Raw genomic sequence first — 21496 nt, forward strand, 5'->3', positions numbered from 1 at the left:
CGGCGCCGAAAGAGCTTGCTGGAACGCCGCGCTTGTCGCGAAAGTCGAGCGCGCTCGGAGAGCGGCGCAGGCGTCCCCCGAGATCCAGGCCCGCTGTGACCGCCGGGATCCAATCAAAAACGCGGAGTTACAAGCCACGATGACCCCCCCCGCCACGCTCGACCCCGACCTCCAGCGCGCCCTCTCCGATCCGGGCTTCACGCCGGGCCGCCGCCACTTCGCCGCCCTGATGGATCTGCTCGAGACGGCCGATGAGCCCGCCGAGCTGGCGGAGCGGGCGCTGCGACGCGCCGGCGCTGCGGCGCTGCCCGCCGCGCTCGAGCGCGCGGCCGGCGCGCCGCCCGCGCTGCGCGCGCCGCTCACCCGGCTCGTCGGCAAGCTGATGGCCGCGGGGTCGCTCGATCCGGAGGTCTCGGAGCGGGCGCGCGACTACCTGCTCGCCTGCCTCGGCGACGACGATCGCCGCACGCGCCGCATGGCGGCGGTGGCGCTCGGCAAGCCGCACGCGGCGGACGCCGGGCGGGCGCTCGTCGAGCAGGCGCTCGCCGAGGCGGCGCGCAGCGAGCGCTCGCCCGACGTCCGCCGCGCGCTGATCGACGCGCTCGGCAAGGTCGGCGGCGGCGCCGCGCTCGAGGCGCTGGCCGAGCTCGACGGCGACGACATCGCCGGCGTGCGCGCGCGCGCCGAGCTCCTGGCCAGGAGGACCCTCACGCGCGGCGAGCTGTCCGAGATCGCCGGCGATCGCGCGCCGGAGCGCCCCGTCCGGGTGGCGGTGCGCTGCCGGCGCGGGCTCGAGGCGATCCTCGCCGAGGAGCTCGCGGCGCTCGACGCGGACTCTCCCGGCGGGGCGCTCGTCCCCGAGCTCCGGAGCGATCCGTGCGGCGGCGCGCGGGTCGAGGCGGTGCTGAGCGGCCGCCTCGACGTCCTGTTCGGGGCGCGCACGATGCTGTCGTTCGCGTTCCCGCTGCCGCTGCGGAAGCTCGACCAGGGCGCCGACCTCGCCGCGGCGGTCGCGGAGCGGCTGCTCTCGCGGGAGGCGCGCGAGATCCTGCGCCGCTTCACCCAGGGCGCGATCCGCTACCGCATCGACTGGGCCGGCGGCGGCAAGCGCCGGGCAGCGGTGTTCCGCGCCGCGGCCGCCGTGGAGGCGGAGGCCCCGGAGCTCGTGAACGATCCGACCCAGAGCACGTGGGACGTTGTCGTCTACGAGGGCGCGGGCCGTGTCCGGATCGAGCTCGCGCCGCGCCTGCCCGACCCACGGTTCGCGTATCGCCGGGGCGACGTGCCCGCGGCGTCGCACCCGACGATCGCGGCCGCGCTCGCGCGCATCGCCGGGGCGCGCGGCGACGACGTAGTCTGGGATCCGTTCGTCGGCTCGGGCCTCGAGCTCTGCGAGCGCGCCCTGCTCGGACCGTACCGGCGGCTCGTGGGCTCGGATCGCGATCCTCGAGCCCTGCAGATCGCGCGCGAGAACCTCGACGCCGCAGGCGCGCGGGGCGCGGAGCTCCTCCAGCGCGACGCGGGCGGCGCGCCGCCCCCGGGCGAGGCGCCCACGCTGATCCTGACGAACCCGCCCCTCGGGCGGCGCGTCGAGCGCACGGGAGATCTCGACGCCATGCTCGATCGCTTCGTCGAGGGCGCCGCGCGCGCGCTCGCGCCGGGCGGCAGGATGGTGTGGATCTCGCCGTTCCCCGAGCGGACCGAGGCCGTCGCGCGCCGCTCAGGCCTGCGGCCCGAGACGCTCCTGCGCGTGGACATGGGCGGCTTCGACGCGCAGATCCAGAGCTTCCACAAGGAGGCGCTCCGGCCGCGAGCGGGCCACGATCGGCGCGACGGCCAGCGCGGGGACCGGCTCGACCACCCCCCTGCCGGGCGCGGTGGGCGCGGCCCCCAGCAGGCCGAGCTGCGCGGCGAACAGCATCGCCCCCCCCGCCAGGAGCAGCGCAACCACCACCGCGATGATGATCCCGAGCCGCCCCGAGCGGTCAGGCGGCGCGTCGGTGATCAGGCCGAGACCGTCGGCCGCGCCGAGGGGCGACGGCACCGGCGCGGCTGAGCCCTGCGCTGCGCGCTGAGCGGGCGCCGCGCTCTGCTGCGCGGCGACGGCGCCGTGCGTGGCCGCCGAGGCTTGCTGCGATGGGCTGAGCGCGCCGGCTGCGCCGGAGGTCGGCCCGAGGAGCGCTCCGCCCCCCGCGTCGGCCCTCGTGGACGACGCGGCCGCGGGCGCCCCCGCGGCTCGTTCGAGCGGCGCCGCAGCGGAGCGACCTGTCGCCGCATCAGCGAGCGCCTGGGGCGCGCCGAGCGTCGGCGTCGCGTCGACCAGGGGCGGCACGACCGGCGTGGGAGCTTCCCGCGTCCGCGTGGGGACGTCGTCGTCATCGTCATCGTCGCGGTCGTCGACGACCGTGGGCGCATCGAGCGTGGGCTCGTCGAGCATGTCCCCGTCGAGATCGCCGAGGAAAGGTAGCTCGCCGCTCCGGGGCTGAGGTCTCGCGACAGCTTCGGGCTCTGCGTCCGGGCGCTCTCGCCCCGGGAACGCCGGCGCCGGCGCTGCGACAGCGGGCGGCTCTCGAGGCCCTCCAGCCGCCGGCGCCGCGCCTGGCGCGGGCCGCCCCGCGTCGGGCGCGCGGTGCGCGGCGGGCGCCGCTCCTCCGGAGCGCGCGGGCGCTGCGGCCGCTGGCCCGCGGAGGTTCAGGGGCGTCGCCTCCCGCATGGCCATCCGGGGCTCCGAGCCCTCACGGGCGTCGCCGGACGTCTGGGTCACCGGGACCGCCCCCACGCCCGGAACGCGCGCTCGCGCGACCGGGGCGCGCCCTTGCGTGGCCGGGGCCACGGCGGGCGCCCTGGGGATCGGGGCGGCGCCCGGCCTGAGGGCCGACGCGCCGGGTTGCGCCGCCGGAGGCCGCGCGCGCTCGGCCGGGAGGGGCGGCGCCGGTTGCCCAGCCGCCACTGCCGCCGCGCGCTGCGCGATAGCCTCGTCGAGCTGGCTCGAGCTGAACGGCGAGACCCGCATCAGCGTGCGCACCTCGTCGTCGTCCTCGTCGTTCGTCGCGTCCTCGTCGTCGAGCGGGAGCAGCGTGCGCACCGCGGGATCGGGGTGCCATTCCTCGAGCGCGCGCCGGAACGCGGCGGCGTTCGTCGTGCGCGCGGAGCGATCGCGCTGGAACGCATCGTCGAGGACCCGCTGGAGATCGTCGTCGCCCACGTCGAAGACGGCGAGCGGCGCCGGTGAGGAGCTCGAGATCCGTTGCCGCGTCTCGGCGTCGCTCCCGCCGCCGAAGGCGCTCGCCCCGGTCAGCACCTCGTAGAGCGTCGCCGCGATGGCCCACACGTCGTCGCCGGCCGAGAGCGTCCCGCCCCCCACCCGCTCGGGCGACTGGTACGCGATGCGGCTCGGCGTCTGGCGCAGGTCGGCCAGGATCGCCTTCGACGTGCGATCGACAGCGGTCGTGAGCACGCACTCCGGCGAGATGGCGCCGTGCGCGACGCCGAGGGCGTGAAGCGCCTCGATCCGCTTCGCAAGACGAATGGCCCAGCCGACGGCATCGAGCTCGTTCAGCGGGCCATCGCGCAAGATCCGAGTTGCAAGCGTTTCCACTTACGAAGCCAGGGTAGTACCGGTCCGCCGAAGTTTGTACCTGGATCCGCGCGCCGTTCGTCCACGGGGCGATCGATTCCAGGGTGCGCGCCTCGCCGCGTACGCTCGGAGGCGGCGCCCCTGACGGACGGCGCTGGCGCGCGGATCCGCGGCGCGGGGAGCCGCGCTCGTCATGACCGCTCGCCCCCGGCCGCGTCGGTCGGGACGATGCGGACGCGCCGTACCCGCCGGCCGGCGACATCCATTGCCACGAGCGTGTAGCCCTCGCACTCGACGCGCTCGCCCGCCTCGGGTGGGTGCTCGAGCCGGCCGAGCATGTAGCCGCCGACCGTCTCGACGGTCTTCACCTCGGGCAGCAGCACGATGTGCGCGTCGCGCTCCAGGTCCGTCAGCAGGACGCGGCCGTCGACGTCGACGATGCCGCCGCCGCGGCGGTGGATGGGCGGCACCTCCTCGTCGTTCTCGTCGCGGATCTCCCCGACGATCTCCTCGATGAGGTCTTCCATCGTCACGAGCCCCATGAACTCGCCCGAGGCCGACGTGATGATCGCCACCGGCACCTGGCGCGCCTGCATCTCGAGGCGGAGGCGCTCGACCGAGGTGTTCTCGCGCGCGAAGATCGGCTTGCGGAGCAGCTCGGCGACGCGCGCCGCGCGGCGGCGGTGGCTCAGGACGTCGAACAGGTCGCGCAGGTGCAGGTAGCCGAGCACGTTCTTGCCCTGCTCGTCGAGCACCGGGTACCGGGAGTACCCGGCGTCGGCCACGATCCGCACCGCCTCGTCGATCGTCATGTTCGCGCGCAGGGTCGCCGCGTCGGAGCGGAGCGACATCACGTGCCTCGCCGTGCGGCGGCGCAGGTCGAAGATGCGCACGAGCATGCTGCGCAGCGCCGGATCGAGCCCCGCGGGGCTCTTCGTCAAGAGCAGCCGGAGCTCCTCCGACGTGTGCGCGATCTCCTCCTCGCCCACAGGCCGGAGCCCGAAGAGGCGGACGAACCCGTTCGCCATCGAGTTGAGCACCCAGATGACCGGCCACATCAGGACGAAGAACCCGTGCAGCGGCCTCGCCGCCCATAACGTAACTTTCTCGGTCCGCTGGATCGCGAGCGACTTCGGCGCGAGCTCCCCGATCACGGTGTGGAGCGCCGTGATCAGGATGAACGAGATGCCGATGGCGATGGCGTGCGCGCCGACCCCCGACCAGGCGTCGAGCGGCGCGAGCAACGGCTCGATGAGGTGGGCGATGGCCGGCTCGCCGATCCAGCCGAGCCCGAGGGACGCGAGCGTGATGCCCAGCTGGTTGGCGGACAGGTACGCGTCGAGCCGCTGCGACATCTGGAGCGCGAGCCGGGCCCGCGCGTCCCCCTCGCGCACGAGCTGCTCCAGCCGCGTCGGCCGCATCTTGACGATGGCGAACTCGGACGCGACGAAGAACGCGTTGAGGAGCACCAGGAGCAAGGTGCCCAGGAGGTAGACGAACGTCATGCCGGTCGACGTCCTCCCCCCGGCGCGCCCGCCGCCCCGCGCCTCCTCGGCGACGAGCCGCGGCTAGATCCTCGCACGTTCGAGGATCTTGCTTCGCAGGTCCGGGTCGTCGTTGCGGAGTCCATCGACCAGAGCATCGGCCGGGGATTGCCCCTTGGCGATGAGCGCGCTGAGCCGATCGAGGTGGACGCGCTCGTCCTTGCCGTTCTTGTTCAGGCGCGCGCGCCGCCCGAGGCCGCCCGAGGCGATCGAGACGAGCCGCTCGGCCAGCGCCGCGAGCGGCTTGCCCCGGAACGTGGCGCGGAGCGCGCGCTCGGCGATCTTCGGGCGCACGTCCTCGAGCTCGTCGAACCTGAAGCTCTCGGACAGGGCGTCGGCCTCATCGAGCGCGCGCGCGTCGTAGAGGATGCCCGCCCAGAGCGCCGGGAGCGCGCAGACGAGGTTGGCCGGCAGCGAGTCTGCGCCGCGGACCTCGAGGGTCCGCTTCAGCCTGACCTCCGGGAAGAGGGTGTTGATGTGCATCTCCCAGTCGCCGCGGGTGGCCCGGTGCCCCTGGAAGCCGTGCTCCAGGAAGTCGCGGAAGGTCTGCCCCGTGTTCTCGATCACCTCGCCGTCGCGCTTGATGAGGAACATCGGCGCGTCGACCGCCCACGCGACGTAGTCCGAGAAGCGGCGCCCGCGCTCGAGCACGTTGCGGATCAGCCCCTGCCGCGCGGCGTCGACGTCGAGCCAGACCTTGGCGCGGTAGCTCCGCCCGCCGAACAGCGCCCCCTCGTAGAACGGGGAGTTCGCGAACATCGCTGTCACGAGCGGGGAGAGCCGGAGCGACACGCGGAGCGCGCGCATCGCCGCCTCCTCGCTGGCGTAGTCGAAGTTCGCCTGCACGGTGGCGGTGCGGCGCATCATGTCGAGGCCGTGCGCGCCGCGCGTCGGCAGGTAGCGCCGCATGATCGCGTAGCGCGCCTTGGGCACCCAGGAGAGATCGGCTTGCGACGCGAACGGGTGAAACCCGATGCCAAGCCAGGTCAGCTTGAGCTCCGCGGAGATGTCGCGCAGCTCCGCGAGGTGCCCGCTCATCTCCATACAGATCTGGTGGATGTTCTCGAGGGGCGCTCCGGACAGCTCGAGCTGCCCGCCTGGCTCGAGCGTCACCGAGGCGCCAGCCCGGGCGAGCGCGATCAGCGGACCGCCGGGGGTCTCGTGCTCGGGTGTCCACCCGTGCCGCTCGACGAGCGCCTGGAGGATGTTGAGTACGCTCCGCTCGCCCTCGTACGGGATGGCAGCGCCCGTCCTGGCGTCGACCCCGAACTTCTCCGCCTCGGCGCCGATCCGGTGAAGGGCCTCGGGCTTCGTGGCTTCGTGAAAGGGAAACAGCAGATCATCGAACGTCTCCAACGGTTGAGACTTCGACTCACTCCCGTGGCTTGCATCGGCCATCATCACGTTTCCGGTTGGGTTTCGTTCTCGCTTAGAGCGCGCGCCTGAGAAGGGGCGCGCGCTGCGTCGTACGGAGCATCTTCGCGAGCGCGCCCAGGTGCGCCAGCGTTGTCCCCGTCCCTCCCCCGAGCATTCGCGCGCCCGCCTCGATGAGCCGCGCCGCCGACGCCGCCCAAGCATCGCAGATCTCGGCAGGCGCGATGCGGTCGGCACCGTCCGCCTGCATAGATTCCGCGCCGAGCAGCACGCCGACCTGAACCTCATGCGCGACGCCCTCGAGGCGCCGGAGCACGTTGAGCCCGAGCTCGACCGACGGCACCTCGAAGAGCAACGCGTCCGCGCCGCCGTCGAGGGCCGAGCGGGCGACCTCCTCAAAGCCTTCGCCATCGGCGGTGCGCCCTGCGCCGTCGAGCTCCACGAGCGCCCACGTCGCCAGCTGCGTCGTGCTGGCGCTGACCACCGCCGCGCGGCGCGCGAGCCGCGCGACCGTGGGGCCGACGCACGCTGCCTGGGCTGGATCGAAGCCGCACGCGACGAGGATCTCGCAGCCGGCCGCCGCCAGCCTGGCCGCATGGACGGCGTAATCCTCCGCGATCCGGTCGGCCATGGGCGCGGCAGCAGTGTGGCCCAGGATACCCGCCACCGCCACGCGGCGCGCGGCCGCGCCCGCCGCCTCTGTGGCGAGCTCGACCGCGGTTCCGGTCAGCGCGGCGGCGCGGAACGCCATGCCGATGGGCGCCAGGGCGCGCGTCGTCGTCGCGGACGTGAGCGCCCGTACCACGTCGATCCCCAGCGCGATCTCCTGCTCGTGCAGCTCAGCGATCGCCCGCGGCGACTCGCGGAGCAGCCGGCCGAGGGCGGTGTTGGAGGACACAGCGGTGCCTCGTCCACGGAGCGAAGCGAGCGGATCGCCGCTGATGATGAGCGGACGACCCACGGGAGGCCGAGAGGTGGAGGCCTCGAGCGCATTCACGTCCTTCGCTGCTTTCCAGGGCTCCTCTACCACCGGTCTATAAGGGGAAACTAGCCCAAGACGGCCCTTCCGCGTCGCGAAATGGTGCAGGCCAGCGGTCTGGAGCACAGCGTTCCACGCAGCGGAGTCGGGGACAACCTGACGGACGCGCACCGGCGCTCGGCGCGGCGCCGGGGAGGAACGGGGGATCGGCCGTCATGAGGGGTTCCGCGTTGCCATGAGCCGTCATGTGGCCGGGAGGCGCCGGCCCCCTACCCCTCGGCCCCGGCGCGCGACGAACTTCCGGTCGAAGAGCCGCACCCGGCGGACGAACAGATCGAGCAGGAATACGACCATCGCAGCGTAGATGAACTGCTGCCAGAGCTCCTCGTGGAACGTCACCTTCTCCCCTGCCGGGTCGAAGATGGCCGCCACCCCGTTCGGATCGACCGCCCCGCCGGTCGACGTCGCGGCCTTCTCGAGGATCGCGAGCTCGGGCTCGAAGCTCGCGTACTCGCGCGGGTACGGGTTCGAGACGTGGCCGTAGCTGACGGCGACAGGCCGGAGCGAGCCGTCCTCGGCCTCGCGCAGGTGCTCCGCCCGCAAGAGGAACGAGCCGTACCGATCCAGCGCAAGCGCCGTCTCGTAGCGCCCCGGCGCGGTCTGACGCATGTCGACGACCCGCGTCGCGCCGCCCGGCTCGGGCCCGATGAGGGTGAGCCGGGAGGTCAGGTTGTTCTCGAACCGGTCGTCCGCCCCGAACGCGTCGACGGACGCGCGCAGCTCTCCGTCGACGATCTCGGCCTTCATGTCGAGCTCGCGCCGGTGCTTCTGGCGCATGTGCTCGTGGACGAGCTGCCCCCAGAATTTCTCGAAGCCTGGCCACCTCAGCCACTCGACGGCCCAGCGCGCCTTGACGTCGGTCGTCCAGGCCAGCGTCCACCCGAGGCCGACGCGCCAGCGCGCGAGGATCGGCTCCTCGGTGTCGCTCGTGAGCAGCTCCTGGGCTGGCGGCGGCTTCAGCTTGGTCGAGACGTAGCCGTGCAGGTTGGGCGCCGTGCGGACGTCGACGCCGCGGAGGAACGCCGCGTCGCCGACCTGGGTCACCGGAAACCACTCCTCGACGGCGGCGGCGCGCGCCACCATCTCGGTCTCCTTGGTGAAGATCCGCGGCAGGTTGTTCGGATCCGGGACCGCGTGGAAGCGCCCCCCGCCCACGTCGGCGATCATCTTGAGCAGCTGCTCGTCGAGGTCGTTCCCGAGGCCCACCGTGGTCACGGTGATCGACTCGGCGATCATGGCGGACACGAGGTCCCGGATGCCGCCCGTCGACGCCTTGCCGTCCGTGAGGAGGATGACGTGCTTCTTGCGCGCCTGCGTGACGGTCATGTCCTGGTAGGCGGCGTCGAGCGCGGAGAAGATCTCGGTCCCGCCGCCCGGCTGGATGCGCGCGATCTCGCCCGCGATCCGCGAGCGGTTGCGCGCGGGCTGCATCTTCACGTAGCGCGTCGGCGCCGAGTCGAACGCGATCACCTCGATCAGATCGTCCGACGACAGCACCCCCGCGGTCGCCTTCGCCGCGGCCTTGGCCATCTCGAGGGGCAGCCCGGTCATCGATCCCGAGCGATCCATGACGAGCGCCATCGCGACGCTCGGCATGTCCTTCTTTCGCTCGTTGTCCATCCGAACGGGCAGGATCCGCTCGATGGTGGTGCGGTACCAGCCGCCGAGGCCGTACCCCGACTCGCCGCCGGCGAAGAGGAACCCCCCGCCGAGATCCCGCACGTAGCTCTCGATGATCTCCTGCCCCTGCAGGCTGAGCGCTTCCTTCGGGGTATCGGACACGATCAGGAAGTCGTAGCGCTCCATCTCCTTGAGGGAGCCGGGGAAGCCTGCCGGCGGCCTGACGTCGACGTCGAACTGCTGCGCGGTGAGCGCGCTCGAGAGCGGGCCGGCGTGCTGCGGCGTCCCCTCGACGTAGAGCACCGACGGGCGCCCAGGCACGTCGATGGTGGTCGCGTACCGGTTGTTCTCCTTGAACTTATCGTCCGCGATCTGGTCGAGCTCGAGCGCGTAGGTCACCTGCCCCGCGATGCGCACGACGCTCTTGAACACGACGTCGTTCGGCCCTGCTTTGAGCTCGAGGTCCCGGATGCCCTCGAGGCCGTTCAGCGCCTCCCCCTGGAAGAGCCGCGCGCGCGCCTTGGTGGCGCGGCTGGCGTAGATGTCGGCGTGGATCTCGAACGTCTCCCCGACCTTGACCCGGTCGGGCATCCTGAGCTCTCGCACCGCGACCTCGGGCGGCGCGGGCCGCCGGTACGGGATGGAGAACAGCCGCACCCCGACGTCGCGCGCCCGGTTGGCCTCGGCGAGCACGTCGCCGTCCGTCTGCACGCCGTCCGACATCAGCACGGCGCGCTTGAGGTAGCCGGGCGGATACAGCCCGTACGCGAGCTGCAGCGCGGCCTGGAGGTTCGAGCCCGCGCCGAGATCGCCGCGCTGCCCGTTCGCGTCGACGTGGCGGCCGATGAGCGGCGCGCGCCGCTCCTCCTCGCGACCGGCCGCCTCGCCGGCCGCGCGCTCGGCGAGCCGCGGCCGCCGCGCGAAGGTGATCACCTTGATGACGCCGTCCTCGGGCTTCTCGGCGAACGCCTTGTCGAGCGTCGCCCGCGCGTCGTCGAGCGCCTCGTCCGTGACCGACTCGGAGACGTCGATGAGGTAGATGGTGGCGACCTTCTCCGTGGTCGCGGACCTCGCGAGCCGCGACAGCCCGAGCGCGATCAGCGCGACGAACGCGACCCGCAGCAGCACCGAGAGCACGCGCTGCGGCAGGGGAAGGTCGGCGAGGGATCCCGCGAGCACCCCGACGAACCAGGGCGCGAGCAGGATCGCGCCGAGCATCTTCGGGTTGAGGAGCTCGTACTTCACCCCCTCGCGCACCCACGTCAGCGTCGGATCCGGATGCAGGAGGACATACCTCCGGTACGCCCAGAACAGGATCCCGCCGAGGGCGGCGCATGTGATGGCCCACGCGGCGATGCGCAGCCAGCGACCACGGAACGCGCTCACACCGTCACCCTCCTGTGGTACGTGAACCACTCGATCGCGGTCACCAGGAGCACCGCCGCGAGCAGGTAGACCCAGAGCTCACGGCGAACGCCGATCTTGAACTCGCTCACCGCGCCCGCGCCGCGGCCGTCGACCTTGAGCTCGACGGCCGGGGTGATCGCGCTCTCCTCCGGGGCCGAGAGGTTCGCGGCGAACATGCTCTCCTCCTGCGCGCCCGCGGCGCCGACGCGCAGCGTGTAGAAGCCGGCGTGCTGCCCGAGGAACACGGCGCGCCCCTCCTGGACGGGGACCGCGCGCGTCGTCCCGTCGGGCTGCTCCAGGCTGGCCACCTCCGCGGACGAGGACGCCGGGATGTGCCAGACGGAGCCCGTGCGGAACGAGGAGATGTAGCTCGTGTCCTCCTCGACGAAGTTGTTGATCGCGTTGAGCAGGAAGAGCGGCCAGGCGATGCGGAGCGGGAAATCGCTCTCGCGCACGTCGAAGCCGAGCGCGACGAATTTCACGCCGCTGCGCCGCCCCTCGAGCAGCAGCGGGCCCTTGTGGCTCCGGCCGACGACCCTGTCTTCCTTGTTGCCCTTGAGCACGCGGGCGCGCGCGACGTTCACGTCGCTGAGCGCCGTGTAGCGCAGGAGCGGGTGCTTCGCGTCGAGCTCGTCGAAGCCCAGGCGGTAGTTCGGGTCGTCATCGAGGACCTCCTTGCCCACCTCGAACGGGACGCTGGTCCCGGTCGGGTTGAGGTAGAGCAGGCTCCCGCTCCCCGGCGCGACGCTCGGCGCCACGCCGTCGAAGATGGTCACGTCGAACGACGAGGCCGCCGGGTACCGCTGCGGATCGACGAAGGTCACGTCGAGGTACTCGTCGAGGAGCAGCGCCGCCTCGAGGAACATGTTCCCCGCGGAGACGACCTGGACGCGCGCGCGGCGCCGCTCGGGGAGGAGCGCGTAGGCGCGGTTGTCCGCTGGGAGGTCGTCCGAGCTGCCGTCGGCCAGCGCGAGCTTGGCCTCGAGCGTCTTCGACGCGCCGGAGAGGTTCGGGTAGAAGCGGGGCAGCTTCTCCTTGGGCTTGAGCCGGATGCGCGTCAGATCCGTCAGCTGGCCGTCGCCGAGCAGCGACAGCTCGAGATCGAGGGGCTCGTCGCTCGTGTTGGTGACCTCGAGCATCACCTCGTAGCGGCTCTTGTCGAGCGGGTAGCGCCGCACCGAGAACTCGGTGATGGCGGCGTTCCTCGATCCCTTGCCGATCGGCAGGTACGAGAGCTTGATGTCGCCGAGGCGCACCTGTCCGCCGGCGTCGGTCGGCTCGCCGAGCGCGCCGTCGCTCACGACGATGACCTCCGGCGACGGGAGCCCGCTCAGGGTGTCGCTCGCGAAGCGGAGCGCGCGCGCGAAGTCGGCGGTGGCGTCGGTCGGCCTCACCGCCGCGACGGCCGCCTCGAGCTCCGAGATCTCTCCGGTGAGCGTCGACAGGGGCGTGATGGCCGCGTCCATCTGGGCCAGCAGCATGCGATCGCTGCCGGAGAGGCCGCGGACCATCTTCCTGACCTCTTCCTTCGCGAGCTCGATGCGCGAGGGCGCGACGTCGATGGCCTGCATGCTCGCGCTCGCGTCGATGAGGACGACGATGTTGCGCCCCTCGACGAGGTTCGCCTGCGGGCGCGGATCCCCCAGCGCGAGCAGGAGCAGCGCGAGGAGCGCGAGCTGCAGCAGCAGCGACAGGAGCCGCTTCAGCTGCGAGAACAGGCTCGTCGCCTCCTTGTCCCGGAGGATGCGCTCCCAGATCCTCGAGAAGGGGACCGCGACGGGCCGCCGGCGCAGCTTGAGGATGTAGAAGACGACGACCACGGCCCCGGCGAGGGCGCCGATCTGGAGCAGTGTCTGCAGCGGAACGCCGGTGAAGTGCAGCATCGCTACCGGAGGAAGCCGCCTCTGCGGAACACGCGAAGGATCAGCTCATCGAAGGGGACGGACACGTCCGCGCGGAAGTAGCTCACCTGCCGCGACGTGCAGAAGCGGCGGATCTCGTCGAGGTACTGCTCGTAGGCCTCGGCGTAGCGCTCGAGCACCTTGGGGGTCACCGTGACCTCGCGCTCGTCGCCGGTCTCGCAGTCGTAGACGCGCACGTCCCCGCGCAGCGCAGGCCGGGCCTCGCGCGCGTCGACGACGTGGAGCACGAACGGCTCGAACCGGTTGTACCGGAGGACGTTGATGCCGCGCTCGAAGCCCGCCGGATCGTAGAGATCGCTGAGGATCACGGCGAGGCCGCGCCGCTTGTGCTGCGCCACGAAGGTCTTCATCGCCTCGCCGAGGTCGGTCGGGCCCTCGGCGCGCGCCTGCCCGAGGAAGCGGAAGATCCTGAAGATGCGCGCCTTGCCGCGGGTCGACTGCATGCGCCCGCTGATCTCGTCGGTCGCGGTGACGATCGCGATGCGGTCGAGGTTGGCGAGCCCCACGTACGCCAGCGCTGCAGCGAGGCGCTTTGCGTGCCGCAGCTTCTCGCCGTCGCCGAACGCCATCGACGCCGAGGTGTCGACGATGAAGTAGATCGAGAGATCTTCCTCCTCCTCGTAGAGCCGGATGAGGAGCCGGTCGAAGCGCTGGTACGCGGCCCAGTCGAGGTACCGGAAATCGTCGCCGGGCGCGTAGTCGCGGTGGTCGGCGAACTCGACCCCGGAGCCGGTCTTCTTGGTCCGCCGCTCCGCGCGCATCGCGCCCGAGAAGACGCGGCGGCTCACCATCGCGAGATAGTCGAGCTTGCGCTGGAACTCGTCGTCGAAGAGCTCCTCGTCGGGGGCGCTCGCGGAGAGCGCGGAGATGCGGCGCAGCGGCGCGGCGGCCCTCTTGAACGCGTCGAAGAGCCCCATGCTACCTTCGACGGCGCCTCATTTGCTCTCCGGAAGGTGCTTGAGGATCGCCTGCAGCACCTCGTCGGTCTTCACGCCCTCCGCCTCGCCCTCGAAGTTGAGCAGCACGCGGTGCCGGAGGGCGGGGAGCGCGCACGCGCGCACGTCGTCGACCGACGCCGCGAACCGCCCCTCGAAGAGGGCGCGGATCTTCGCGGCGAGCAGCAGCGCCTGCGCCCCGCGCGGCGACCCGCCGAACTTCACGAACCGCTTCACCTCGTCGAGGCTGCCTCCCTCGGCGGGGTGGGTGGCCTGGAGGAGCCGCACCGCGTAGTCCTGGACGTGCTTCGCCACGGGCACCTCGCGGACGAGCCGCTGCATGGCGATGATCCGCTCCTTGTTCAGGACCGGCCGCACCTCGATCGCGTCGGTGCCGGTCGTCCGCTCGAGGATCGAGTTCAGCTCGTCGCGGCTGGGGAACGGCACGTGCAGCTTGAAGAAGAACCGATCGAGCTGCGCCTCGGGCAGCGGGTACGTCCCCTCGCTCTCGAGGGGGTTCTGCGTCGCCAGGACGAAGAACGGCTCTTCCAGCGTGTAGCTCTGCCGCGAGACCGTGACCCGGTGCTCCTGCATGGCCTCGAGGAGCGCGCTCTGCGTCTTCGGCGTGGCCCGGTTGATCTCGTCGGCGAGGACGATGTTCGCGAAGATCGGCCCCTTGCGGAACGAGAACGACCGCTGCCCGCCCGCGTTCTCATCGATGACCGTGGTGCCGATGATGTCCGCGGGCATCATGTCGGGCGTGAACTGGAGGCGCGAGAACTGGAGGTCGAGCGCCTCGGCCATGGTGCGGACGAGCATCGTCTTGCCGAGCCCCGGCACGCCCTCGAGCAGCGCGTGCGAGCCCGCGAGCATGCACGTGAGCACACCGTCGACCACCTCGCGGTTGCCGACGATGACCTTCCCCACCTCCTCGCGCAGCTCTCCGATGCTCGCGCGGAACTCGTCCACCTCGGCCCGCGCTGCTTCCTTCGTCTTCTCAGCCATGACTTCCTGCTTCGCGCCCGCTGCCGCGGAGCGCCTGTAGAGGCGCGGTCGCGTTCGAGCCGCCGGCTCGACTCACTCGCGCGGCCTGATGAGCTGGAAATACCGGTTCACGTAGAACCGGTATCCATCAGGGATCTGATCCTTGTTGATCTGCTGCTCTGCGACCGTGTGATAGTCGGTGAAGACCTTCTTGTAGCCGGTCCCCTTGAAGCCCCGCTCGGCGGCGCTGAGGATCACCTCGCTGTTCGAGGGCCCTTGCTGCGTGTCGAGCCCCTGCGCCTGGACGTCCTGGGTCCCCATCTTCGGGTCGGTGCGCTTGCCCGCGACCTCGCCGCCGCGGCCGGAGCCGACGCCGTCACCCCCGGGCTGGTTGCCGCCGTTGCTATTGCCCTGGCCGCTCCCGGCGCCCTCCTGCCCCTGCCCCTGCCCGCCGCCGGGCATCAGGATCTTCTTGCCGCCGGGCCCGATCACCAGCTCCTGCCCCTGGCCTTGCCCGCCCTTGCCCTGACCGCCCTGGCCTTGCTGGCCCTCCTGCCCTTCCTGCTCGCCGTCGCCCTGCCCCTGTTGGCCCTGCCCCTGCTGCTCCTCGCCGCCGCCCTGGCTGCCGCGCGCGCGCTTTCCGAAGCGGAGCATCCTGGCCATCCGCTGCTTGCCCCCCTGCCCTTGCTGGCGCACGAGCTCCCGGAGCTCCTCGAGCCGCTGGCGCAGCTCTTCCTTCTCCTGCTCGGACATCTCCTCCTGCTGCATCCGGTTGATGTCCTCGGCCGCCTGCTCGAGATCGTCCGCTGACATCCCGAGGTCGCGCATCAGATCCTCGGCGGCCTTGGCGAGCTCGCGATCGAGCCGGTCGAGCTGGCGCCCGGTCCGCTCCTTCTGCTCGGCCTCGCGGTCGAGCCGCTCCAGCTCCCGCTCCTTCTTCTTGAGCAGCCTCTCCTGCTCGGATCTCTGCTGATCGTTCGCGGAGGCCTTCTGCTTCTGCTTGAGGAGCTGCTCGCGCGCCTCGGCGCGCTTCTCGTTGATCGCGGCGAGGGCCTCCTTGCGGCGCGACGCCGCCTCGGAGAGCGCCTTGCGCAGCCGCTCGATCTCGGCCTTGTCGAACTTCTGCTTCTTGTCGCGGAGCTTCTCGGCGAGCTCCTTCAGGTCCTTCTTCGCCTTCTCGAGATCCTTCTTCTCGAGGGACTCCCCCACGCCCTTCGCCAGGTCGCTCTTCTTGAGGTCGAGCCCCGTCTCCTTCAGCGCCTCTTCGAGCGCCTTCAGGTCGGCCTCCGCGCCCTTGAGGAGCTCTCGCTCGAGCGCCTCCATGCGGCGGAACGCCTCGGTGCGATCGAGGCGCTTGTTGGCGATGTCCTCGATGAGCTGGTTGAACCGCTCGACCGCGGACTTCATCTCCGGGCTCTGGTCCTGCCGATCGAGCGCCTTGGCCGCGTCCTTGAAGAGCTCGATGTCGTCGGGCGACATGGTGAGCGCGTCGATGGTCGCCGCGACGGGCGCCTGCTTCCGCGGGGTGCGCACCTCCAGCAGCGCCACCGCGAGCACGCCGAGGCCCACCGCGGCGGAGGTCCAGAGCTCGCGAGGGAGCGCGAGCGGCGCGGCGCCGGCGGGGCGCAGCCCTGCGGCGTGCTCGCAGGCGTCGTCGATCGCCGCCTCCATCAGGGGGGTGCGCTGCGCTGCGGGCAGCGCGTCGAAGGCGAGCGCGATCGTCAGCCGGTCGTGGAGGCCGTGGTGCCGATCGAGGGCGATGGTGCCGGCGCGGGGAGGCAAGCGGCGCAGCATCGCCACGACGAGGGTGGCCAGCACGAGCAGCCCCGCGCCGAGGAGGAGCTGGCGCGCGCGCGGCTCGCCGAGGTACGCCGGGAGCGCCTTGTGCACCGCGAGCGTCCCGGCGGCGAGCGCGAGCGCGAGGGTCAGCGCGCTCGGCAGCGCGCGCAGCGCGCGCCCGAACCGCAGCCTCAGCTCAACCGTGAGCGCGGCGCTGCGAATGCGGTCCAGTTGCTTCGTGCGAGAGTCGCTCACGGTGCTCAGCGCTCCGGGCGCCCCCCGCGGGGGCCCTCGAAGGGGAAACGTCGCAGCATTGTACCTGCTGACGGGTCAGGCGCCCGAAAGTTCCTGGGAGGCTGCGCGCGACGTACGTGGGAATGACGCGCGGCGAGCCCTGATGATTCCCGTGCGGGGCAGCCTCTGCGCTCAGCGCTCAGCAGGCATGGATGCGCGCTGCCGGTGGTGGGTGGGGGTCTTCCCTCCGAACGCTGATCGGACGGCTCCTCTGCGCCCAGCTCGGCGGCGGCACCCGTACGTTGCGTGCGAACAAGGTGACGGGCCGCTGCGCACGGCGCCCGCCTGGGATGGGATCACTTCATCGACTTCTTCTTGGACGCCGCCTTCGTGGCGGACGGCCTCTTCGCCGCGACCGGCTTCTTCGCCACCTTGGCGGCCGGCTTCTTCGTCGCGACCGGCTCCTTCGCCGCCTTGGCGGCCGGCTTCTTCGTCGCGACCGGCTCCTTCGCCGCCTTGGCGGCCGGCTTCTTCGCCACCTTGGCGACCGGCTTCTTCGCAGCCTTGGCGGCCGGCTTCTTCACCGCCTTGGCGGCCGGCTTCTTCGCCACCGCCGGCTTCTTCGCAGCCTTGGTGACCGGCTTCTTCGTCGCGGCCGACCGCTTCGCAGCCGCACTGCTCGCGGTGACGCCGTTTGCCGCCGACTTCTTCGCCCCCGTCGCCCGCTCTCTGGAAGACGGCTGCGCCGCGGCTTCACGCTCTTCGCCAACCGCGCTCGTCTGACCCCTGGCGCCGTTCGCATCAGGGACCTGCTTCGCATAACGCGCGAGCGTCTCGCGCACCCGCGCGTCCAGATCCGTGAAATCGAACGGCTTGTTCAACCAGGCGTCCGCGGCGAAGAGCGGCGAGGTCATCTCGTTCAGGTTCTCGCCGATCCCGGTGAGCATGATGACGCCGGTGTTCGCGAACGGCCGTCCGTCGGACGTGTCGCTCTTCAGCCGCTTGCAGATCTCCCAGCCGCTCATGCCGGGCATCATCACGTCCAGGATCACCAGATCCGGCTGGTGTTCACGCGCGAGCTCCCAGGCGCCATCGCCCTCGGAAGCCTCGATCACAAAGAACCCTAGGTTCCTCAGGTGACGCGCAACGAGGCTCAACATCGCCGGTTCGTCTTCGGCCACCAGCACACGGGGCGGCATCGTGCTCGCGGAAGGCATCGTGGATGCGGATGAGAGTACGTGCGCGCGAACCGGTCAAGAGAGAACGAGAGCGCGCGGCCGCGGCGAGCGCTCTTCGCCGTCGCCGCCCGTCGCCGCCCGTCGCCGCCCGTCGCCGCCCGTCGCCGCCCGTCGCCGCCCGCCGCCGCCCTCCCGAGCGACCCCGAGCGCCCGGGAGGACGCGCTCACGCGGCGCGCGCGAGGGCGATCTTTTCCGTCTGCCCCGCCGCATAGAAGCGTCGCAGCGCCGCCAGCAGCTCGGCATGACGCCCGTGGCGGGCAAACTCGGCCTCGAGTCGGCCCGCGAACCGCGCTGCCAGATCGTTCGCGATCCGGTAGCGATCGCCTGTCTCCGTGCCCGGGGGATCCATGAAGGTGACCCGCTCGAAGAGATGGGCGCGGATCCGCGCGGCGCGCTCGGGCTCGAAGCGCCCCGCCCCCGGTGGGGCCGCCTCGTGGCGGCGCCGGAGCGGCGGGCCTGGCGGCTCGACCTCGTCAGCCAGATCGCCATAAACAAGCAGCACGTATTTGTCGACCTCGGCCTGGAGCTCGAGCTCGAGCTGGGTCGCCGGCAGCTCCCTGCGGGCCCGCTCGGCCACATAGAGGAAGTGGCTCACGCCCTCGACGATCTGGCAGATCTCGTCGAACGTCCGCTCTCGCCCTCGCGTGATCGCCCGGCGGGGCAGGTGCAGCGCGATCTCGATATCCCCGTCGGCGTGCCGGATCAGCAGCGCTTCGCGTGCGCTGCCGTCCGTCAGCTGGATGAAATCGTCGACCGCCGGCGCGTCATCGAGCGCATAGGTGCGCGCCAGGTGCTCCTGGATCCGGGACGGGAAGGTCGCCCCCCGCATCAGTTGAGCCCGCCCGTACCACGGCTCGGCACGAGCCCTCGTGCCCCGAGCTCATCCGCGAGGCGGCTCGATCCCGTACGAACCCAGCGCTCGTACAGCCGGAGCACCGAGCGCTCGTCCCGAGCCCCCGACGCGAGCGTACCGTCGGCCACATCGTTCAGGACGCTCACGAACCGCTCGAATTTCTCGGCCATCTCCGAAAGAACATCGGGCCCCTGGCCGACGCGCGCATTGAGGCGCAGCATAGCGGCCGCATGGTGGTAGGCGGTCGACCCGACCCCGACCACGTAGCCGCGATCGACCCCCTTCAGCTCGATGTGGCCGCCGAAGAAACCGACCACGTAGAGGACGCTGTCTCCCAGGTTACGCAGCCGCTGGAAACGCTCGGCTCCGGAGGCTTCCAGCGCGTCGCGCAGAAGAAAGGTCAGGGGCTGGTTGAAGGCAGACTCGGCATGCTCGTCCGGGTGAGCAAAAGCACAGAGCAGACCGACGAGGTAACTCGACGCCGCCTCGGTGGCGGCGACGTTCCGAACTCGGAGCGCCTCGTCCACAACCTCCTGGAAATAGCGGGTCATGCTCGGGGAGAGAGAGATCGCTTGGCTCACAGCGGCACCTCACTTGTGCGGGTGCCCTGGATACCGACGTAACCCGGGCCACCGCGCGCTCAGGTCAACCAGACACGTCCTGGCGGCCTCCCTCGGGCTGGAGACCGTGAGGGCATCGCGTCACTGTGCTGCCGCAGCTTTGCCCTCATAAGCGTATTTTAGCCGAGAGGCTCCGCCGAGCCCAGCCTTGAGCGGCGCGCCTTCCCCTGCGATCTCCAGGACTTACAGCCACCTCTGCGACTGGCTGCCAGCGCGCAAAGTGCCGGCCTGGGGCCACTCTTGACACCCTCCAGGGGGTGGCTATCTTCCGCGCGCTCGCTAGCACTCGCCACAGGTGAGTGCTAGCAAAGTGCCCAGACTGCAATCGTAGGGGGCCTTCCGGCGCGCTCATTCGCGCCGGCTGGGTCTCGCCGTTCGTGGGACGCGGCGCTCGTCCCCGGAGGACTTGCAAAGATGAAGATTCGACCGCTCCAGGACCGCGTGATCGTTCAGCGCGTGAAGGAAGAAGAGAAGACCAAGGGAGGTCTCTACATTCCGGACACCGCGAAAGAGAAGCCGATCGAGGGGACCGTCGTCGCCGTCGGCAACGGCAAGGTCGCCGAGGACGGTACCGTGCGGAAGCTCGACGTCAAGGAGGGCGATCGCGTCCTCTTCGGCAAGTACTCGGGCACCGAGGTCAAGATCGACGGCGAGGAGCACCTCATCCTCCGCGAGGACGACATCCTCGGCGTGATCGAGAAGTGACGCGGGCGACAGAAGGAACTTAGGAGAGACACCATGGCAGCCAAGGAAATCATCTACAACGAGTCCGCCCGCAGCATGATCCTCGCGGGGGTCAACGCCCTCGCCGACGCGGTCAAGGTCACCCTCGGCCCGAAGGGGCGCAACGTCGTCATCGAGAAGAGCTTCGGCTCGCCGACGGTCACCAAGGACGGCGTCACGGTCGCCAAGGAGATCGAGCTCGAGAACCGCTTCGAGAACATGGGCGCCCAGATGGTCCGCGAGGTCGCCTCGAAGACGAGCGACATCGCCGGCGACGGGACGACCACCGCGACGGTGCTCGCCCAGGCGATCTACCGCGAGGGCTCCAAGCTCGTCGCGGCCGGGCACAACCCGATGGAGATCAAGCGCGGCATCGACAAGGCGGTCGAGGCGATCGTGGGGCACCTCCACAGCTCGGCCAAGCAGACCAAGGACGCGAAGGAGATCGCGCAGGTCGGCACGATCAGCGCGAACGGCGACGAGACGATCGGCAAGCTCCTCGCCGACGCGATGGAGAAGGTCGGCAAGGAGGGCGTGATCACGGTCGAGGAGGCCAAGAGCGCCGACACGACCCTCGACGTGGTCGAGGGCATGCAGTTCGACCGCGGCTACCTCTCGCCGTACTTCGTGACCGATCCCGAGGCCATGAAGGCGAACCTCGAGGACTGCTACATCCTCATCTCGGAGAAGAAGATCTCCAACATGAAGGACCTGCTCCCGGTGCTCGAGGCGATCGCCAAGAGCCAGAAGCAGCTCCTCATCATCGCCGAGGACGTCGAGGGCGAGGCGCTCGCGACCCTCGTCGTGAACAAGCTCCGCGGCACGCTGCACTGCGCGGCCGTCAAGGCGCCGGGCTTCGGTGATCGCCGCAAGGAGATGCTGAAGGACATCGCCACCCTGACGGACGGCCAGGTGATCGCGGAGGAGCTCGGCCTCAAGCTCGAGAACGTCACGATCAGCGATCTCGGCCGCGCCAAGACCGTCATCATCGACAAGGACAACACCACGATCGTCGGCGGCCAGGGCAAGAAGGACAAGATCAAGGCCCGGCAGCAGGAGATCCGCGCTCAGATCGAGAACACGACGAGCGACTACGACCGCGAGAAGCTCCAGGAGCGGCTCGCGAAGCTCGTGGGCGGCGTCGCGGTCGTCAAGGTCGGCGCTGCGACCGAGACGGAGATGAAGGAGAAGAAGGCCCGCGTCGAGGACGCGCTCCACGCGACCCGCGCGGCCGTCGAGGAGGGCATCGTCCCGGGCGGCGGCGTGGCGCTCATCCGCGCGCAGAGCTCGCTCGAGAAGCTCAAGGTCAACGACGAGCAGCGGTTCGGCGTGAACATCATCCGCCGCGCCATCGAGGAGCCCCTCCGCCAGATCTCGGCCAACGCCGGGGAAGAGGGCTCGATCGTCGTGCAGAAGGTGCGCGACGGCAAGGACTCGTACGGCTACAACGCCGCGTCGGGCGACTACGGCAACCTGCTCGAGATGGGCGTCATCGATCCGGTCAAGGTCGTCCGGTCGGCGCTCCAGAACGCGGCCAGCGTCGCCAGCCTGATGCTCACCACCGAGGCGCTCATCGCTGAGCGGCCGAAGGAGGAGAAGGCGGCGGCTGGTGGCGGCCACGCGGGCCACGGCCACGACTTCTGATC

14 protein-coding genes are annotated in these 21496 nt (G+C 71.0%); 3 read left to right on the plus strand and 11 right to left on the minus strand.

The features are described 5' to 3' along the window. The first annotated feature begins 139 nt into the window (after window positions 1-139). Window positions 140-2056: a HEAT repeat domain-containing protein gene (locus WMF46_RS31535; protein ID WP_437980598.1), complete on the plus strand. Its 1917-nt coding sequence runs from the start codon at window positions 140-142 to the stop codon at window positions 2054-2056. A 1712-nt stretch (window positions 2057-3768) separates the two neighbouring features. On the opposite strand, the gene WMF46_RS31540 is transcribed toward WMF46_RS31535, so the two are convergent. The 11 genes from WMF46_RS31540 to WMF46_RS31590 all read right to left on the minus strand — a co-directional run bounded on the left by WMF46_RS31540 (window position 3769) and on the right by WMF46_RS31590 (window position 19088). Then, on the minus strand, window positions 3769-5082 hold the full coding sequence (locus WMF46_RS31540) for a hemolysin family protein (RefSeq protein ID WP_437980599.1): 1314 nt from the start codon (window positions 5080-5082) through the stop codon (window positions 3769-3771). A gap of 63 nt (window positions 5083-5145) precedes the next feature. After that, the gene (locus tag WMF46_RS31545) at window positions 5146-6477 is read right to left on the minus strand and encodes a glutamate--cysteine ligase (RefSeq protein ID WP_437980600.1); all 1332 of its coding nucleotides are present in this window, start codon (window positions 6475-6477) and stop codon (window positions 5146-5148) included. Between the two features lie 73 nt (window positions 6478-6550). Then, a complete protein-coding gene (locus WMF46_RS31550; RefSeq protein WP_437980601.1) occupies window positions 6551-7600 on the minus strand; it encodes a homocysteine S-methyltransferase family protein in 1050 nt (349 codons plus the stop codon). Between the two features lie 117 nt (window positions 7601-7717). Further along, window positions 7718-10540 carry a VWA domain-containing protein gene (locus tag WMF46_RS31555; RefSeq protein WP_437980602.1) on the minus strand — a complete coding sequence of 941 codons (2823 nt, stop codon included), beginning with the start codon at window positions 10538-10540 and terminating at the stop codon, window positions 7718-7720. Beyond that, the gene (locus WMF46_RS31560) at window positions 10537-12444 is read right to left on the minus strand and encodes a vWA domain-containing protein (RefSeq protein ID WP_437980603.1); all 1908 of its coding nucleotides are present in this window, start codon (window positions 12442-12444) and stop codon (window positions 10537-10539) included. The genes WMF46_RS31555 and WMF46_RS31560 overlap by 4 nt, the downstream gene beginning before the upstream one ends. Before the next feature lie 2 nt (window positions 12445-12446). Beyond that, window positions 12447-13400, minus strand: a complete 954-nt coding sequence (locus WMF46_RS31565) for a DUF58 domain-containing protein (protein ID WP_437542928.1) — start codon at window positions 13398-13400, stop codon at window positions 12447-12449. An 18-nt stretch (window positions 13401-13418) separates the two neighbouring features. Next, window positions 13419-14423 carry an AAA family ATPase gene (locus tag WMF46_RS31570; RefSeq protein WP_437980604.1) on the minus strand — a complete coding sequence of 335 codons (1005 nt, stop codon included), beginning with the start codon at window positions 14421-14423 and terminating at the stop codon, window positions 13419-13421. Between the two features lie 72 nt (window positions 14424-14495). Continuing rightward, on the minus strand, window positions 14496-16436 hold the full coding sequence (locus WMF46_RS31575; RefSeq protein ID WP_437980605.1) for a hypothetical protein: 1941 nt from the start codon (window positions 16434-16436) through the stop codon (window positions 14496-14498). Window positions 16437-16771: 335 nt separating this feature from the next. Next, window positions 16772-17632, minus strand: a complete 861-nt coding sequence (locus WMF46_RS31580) for a response regulator transcription factor (protein WP_437980606.1) — start codon at window positions 17630-17632, stop codon at window positions 16772-16774. Window positions 17633-17817: 185 nt separating this feature from the next. Continuing rightward, window positions 17818-18483, minus strand: a complete 666-nt coding sequence (locus WMF46_RS31585; RefSeq protein WP_437980607.1) for a hypothetical protein — start codon at window positions 18481-18483, stop codon at window positions 17818-17820. Next, window positions 18483-19088, minus strand: coding sequence for a hypothetical protein (locus WMF46_RS31590; protein ID WP_437765560.1), 606 nt, complete (start codon window positions 19086-19088; stop codon window positions 18483-18485). Before WMF46_RS31590 ends, WMF46_RS31585 begins: the two co-directional genes overlap by 1 nt. Window positions 19089-19541: 453 nt before the next feature. On the opposite strand from WMF46_RS31590, the gene groES reads away from it, so the two are divergent. Continuing rightward, on the plus strand, window positions 19542-19832 hold the full coding sequence (gene groES / locus WMF46_RS31595; RefSeq protein WP_012238539.1) for a co-chaperone GroES: 291 nt from the start codon (window positions 19542-19544) through the stop codon (window positions 19830-19832). Window positions 19833-19865: 33 nt separating this feature from the next. Further along, on the plus strand, window positions 19866-21494 hold the full coding sequence (gene groL, locus WMF46_RS31600; protein ID WP_437980608.1) for a chaperonin GroEL: 1629 nt from the start codon (window positions 19866-19868) through the stop codon (window positions 21492-21494). Window positions 21495-21496 lie beyond the last annotated feature (2 nt).

The sequence above is a fragment of the Sorangium sp. So ce117 genome (genome assembly GCF_051524395.1).
Lineage (GTDB): Bacteria > Myxococcota_A > Polyangia > Polyangiales > Polyangiaceae > Sorangium > Sorangium cellulosum_B.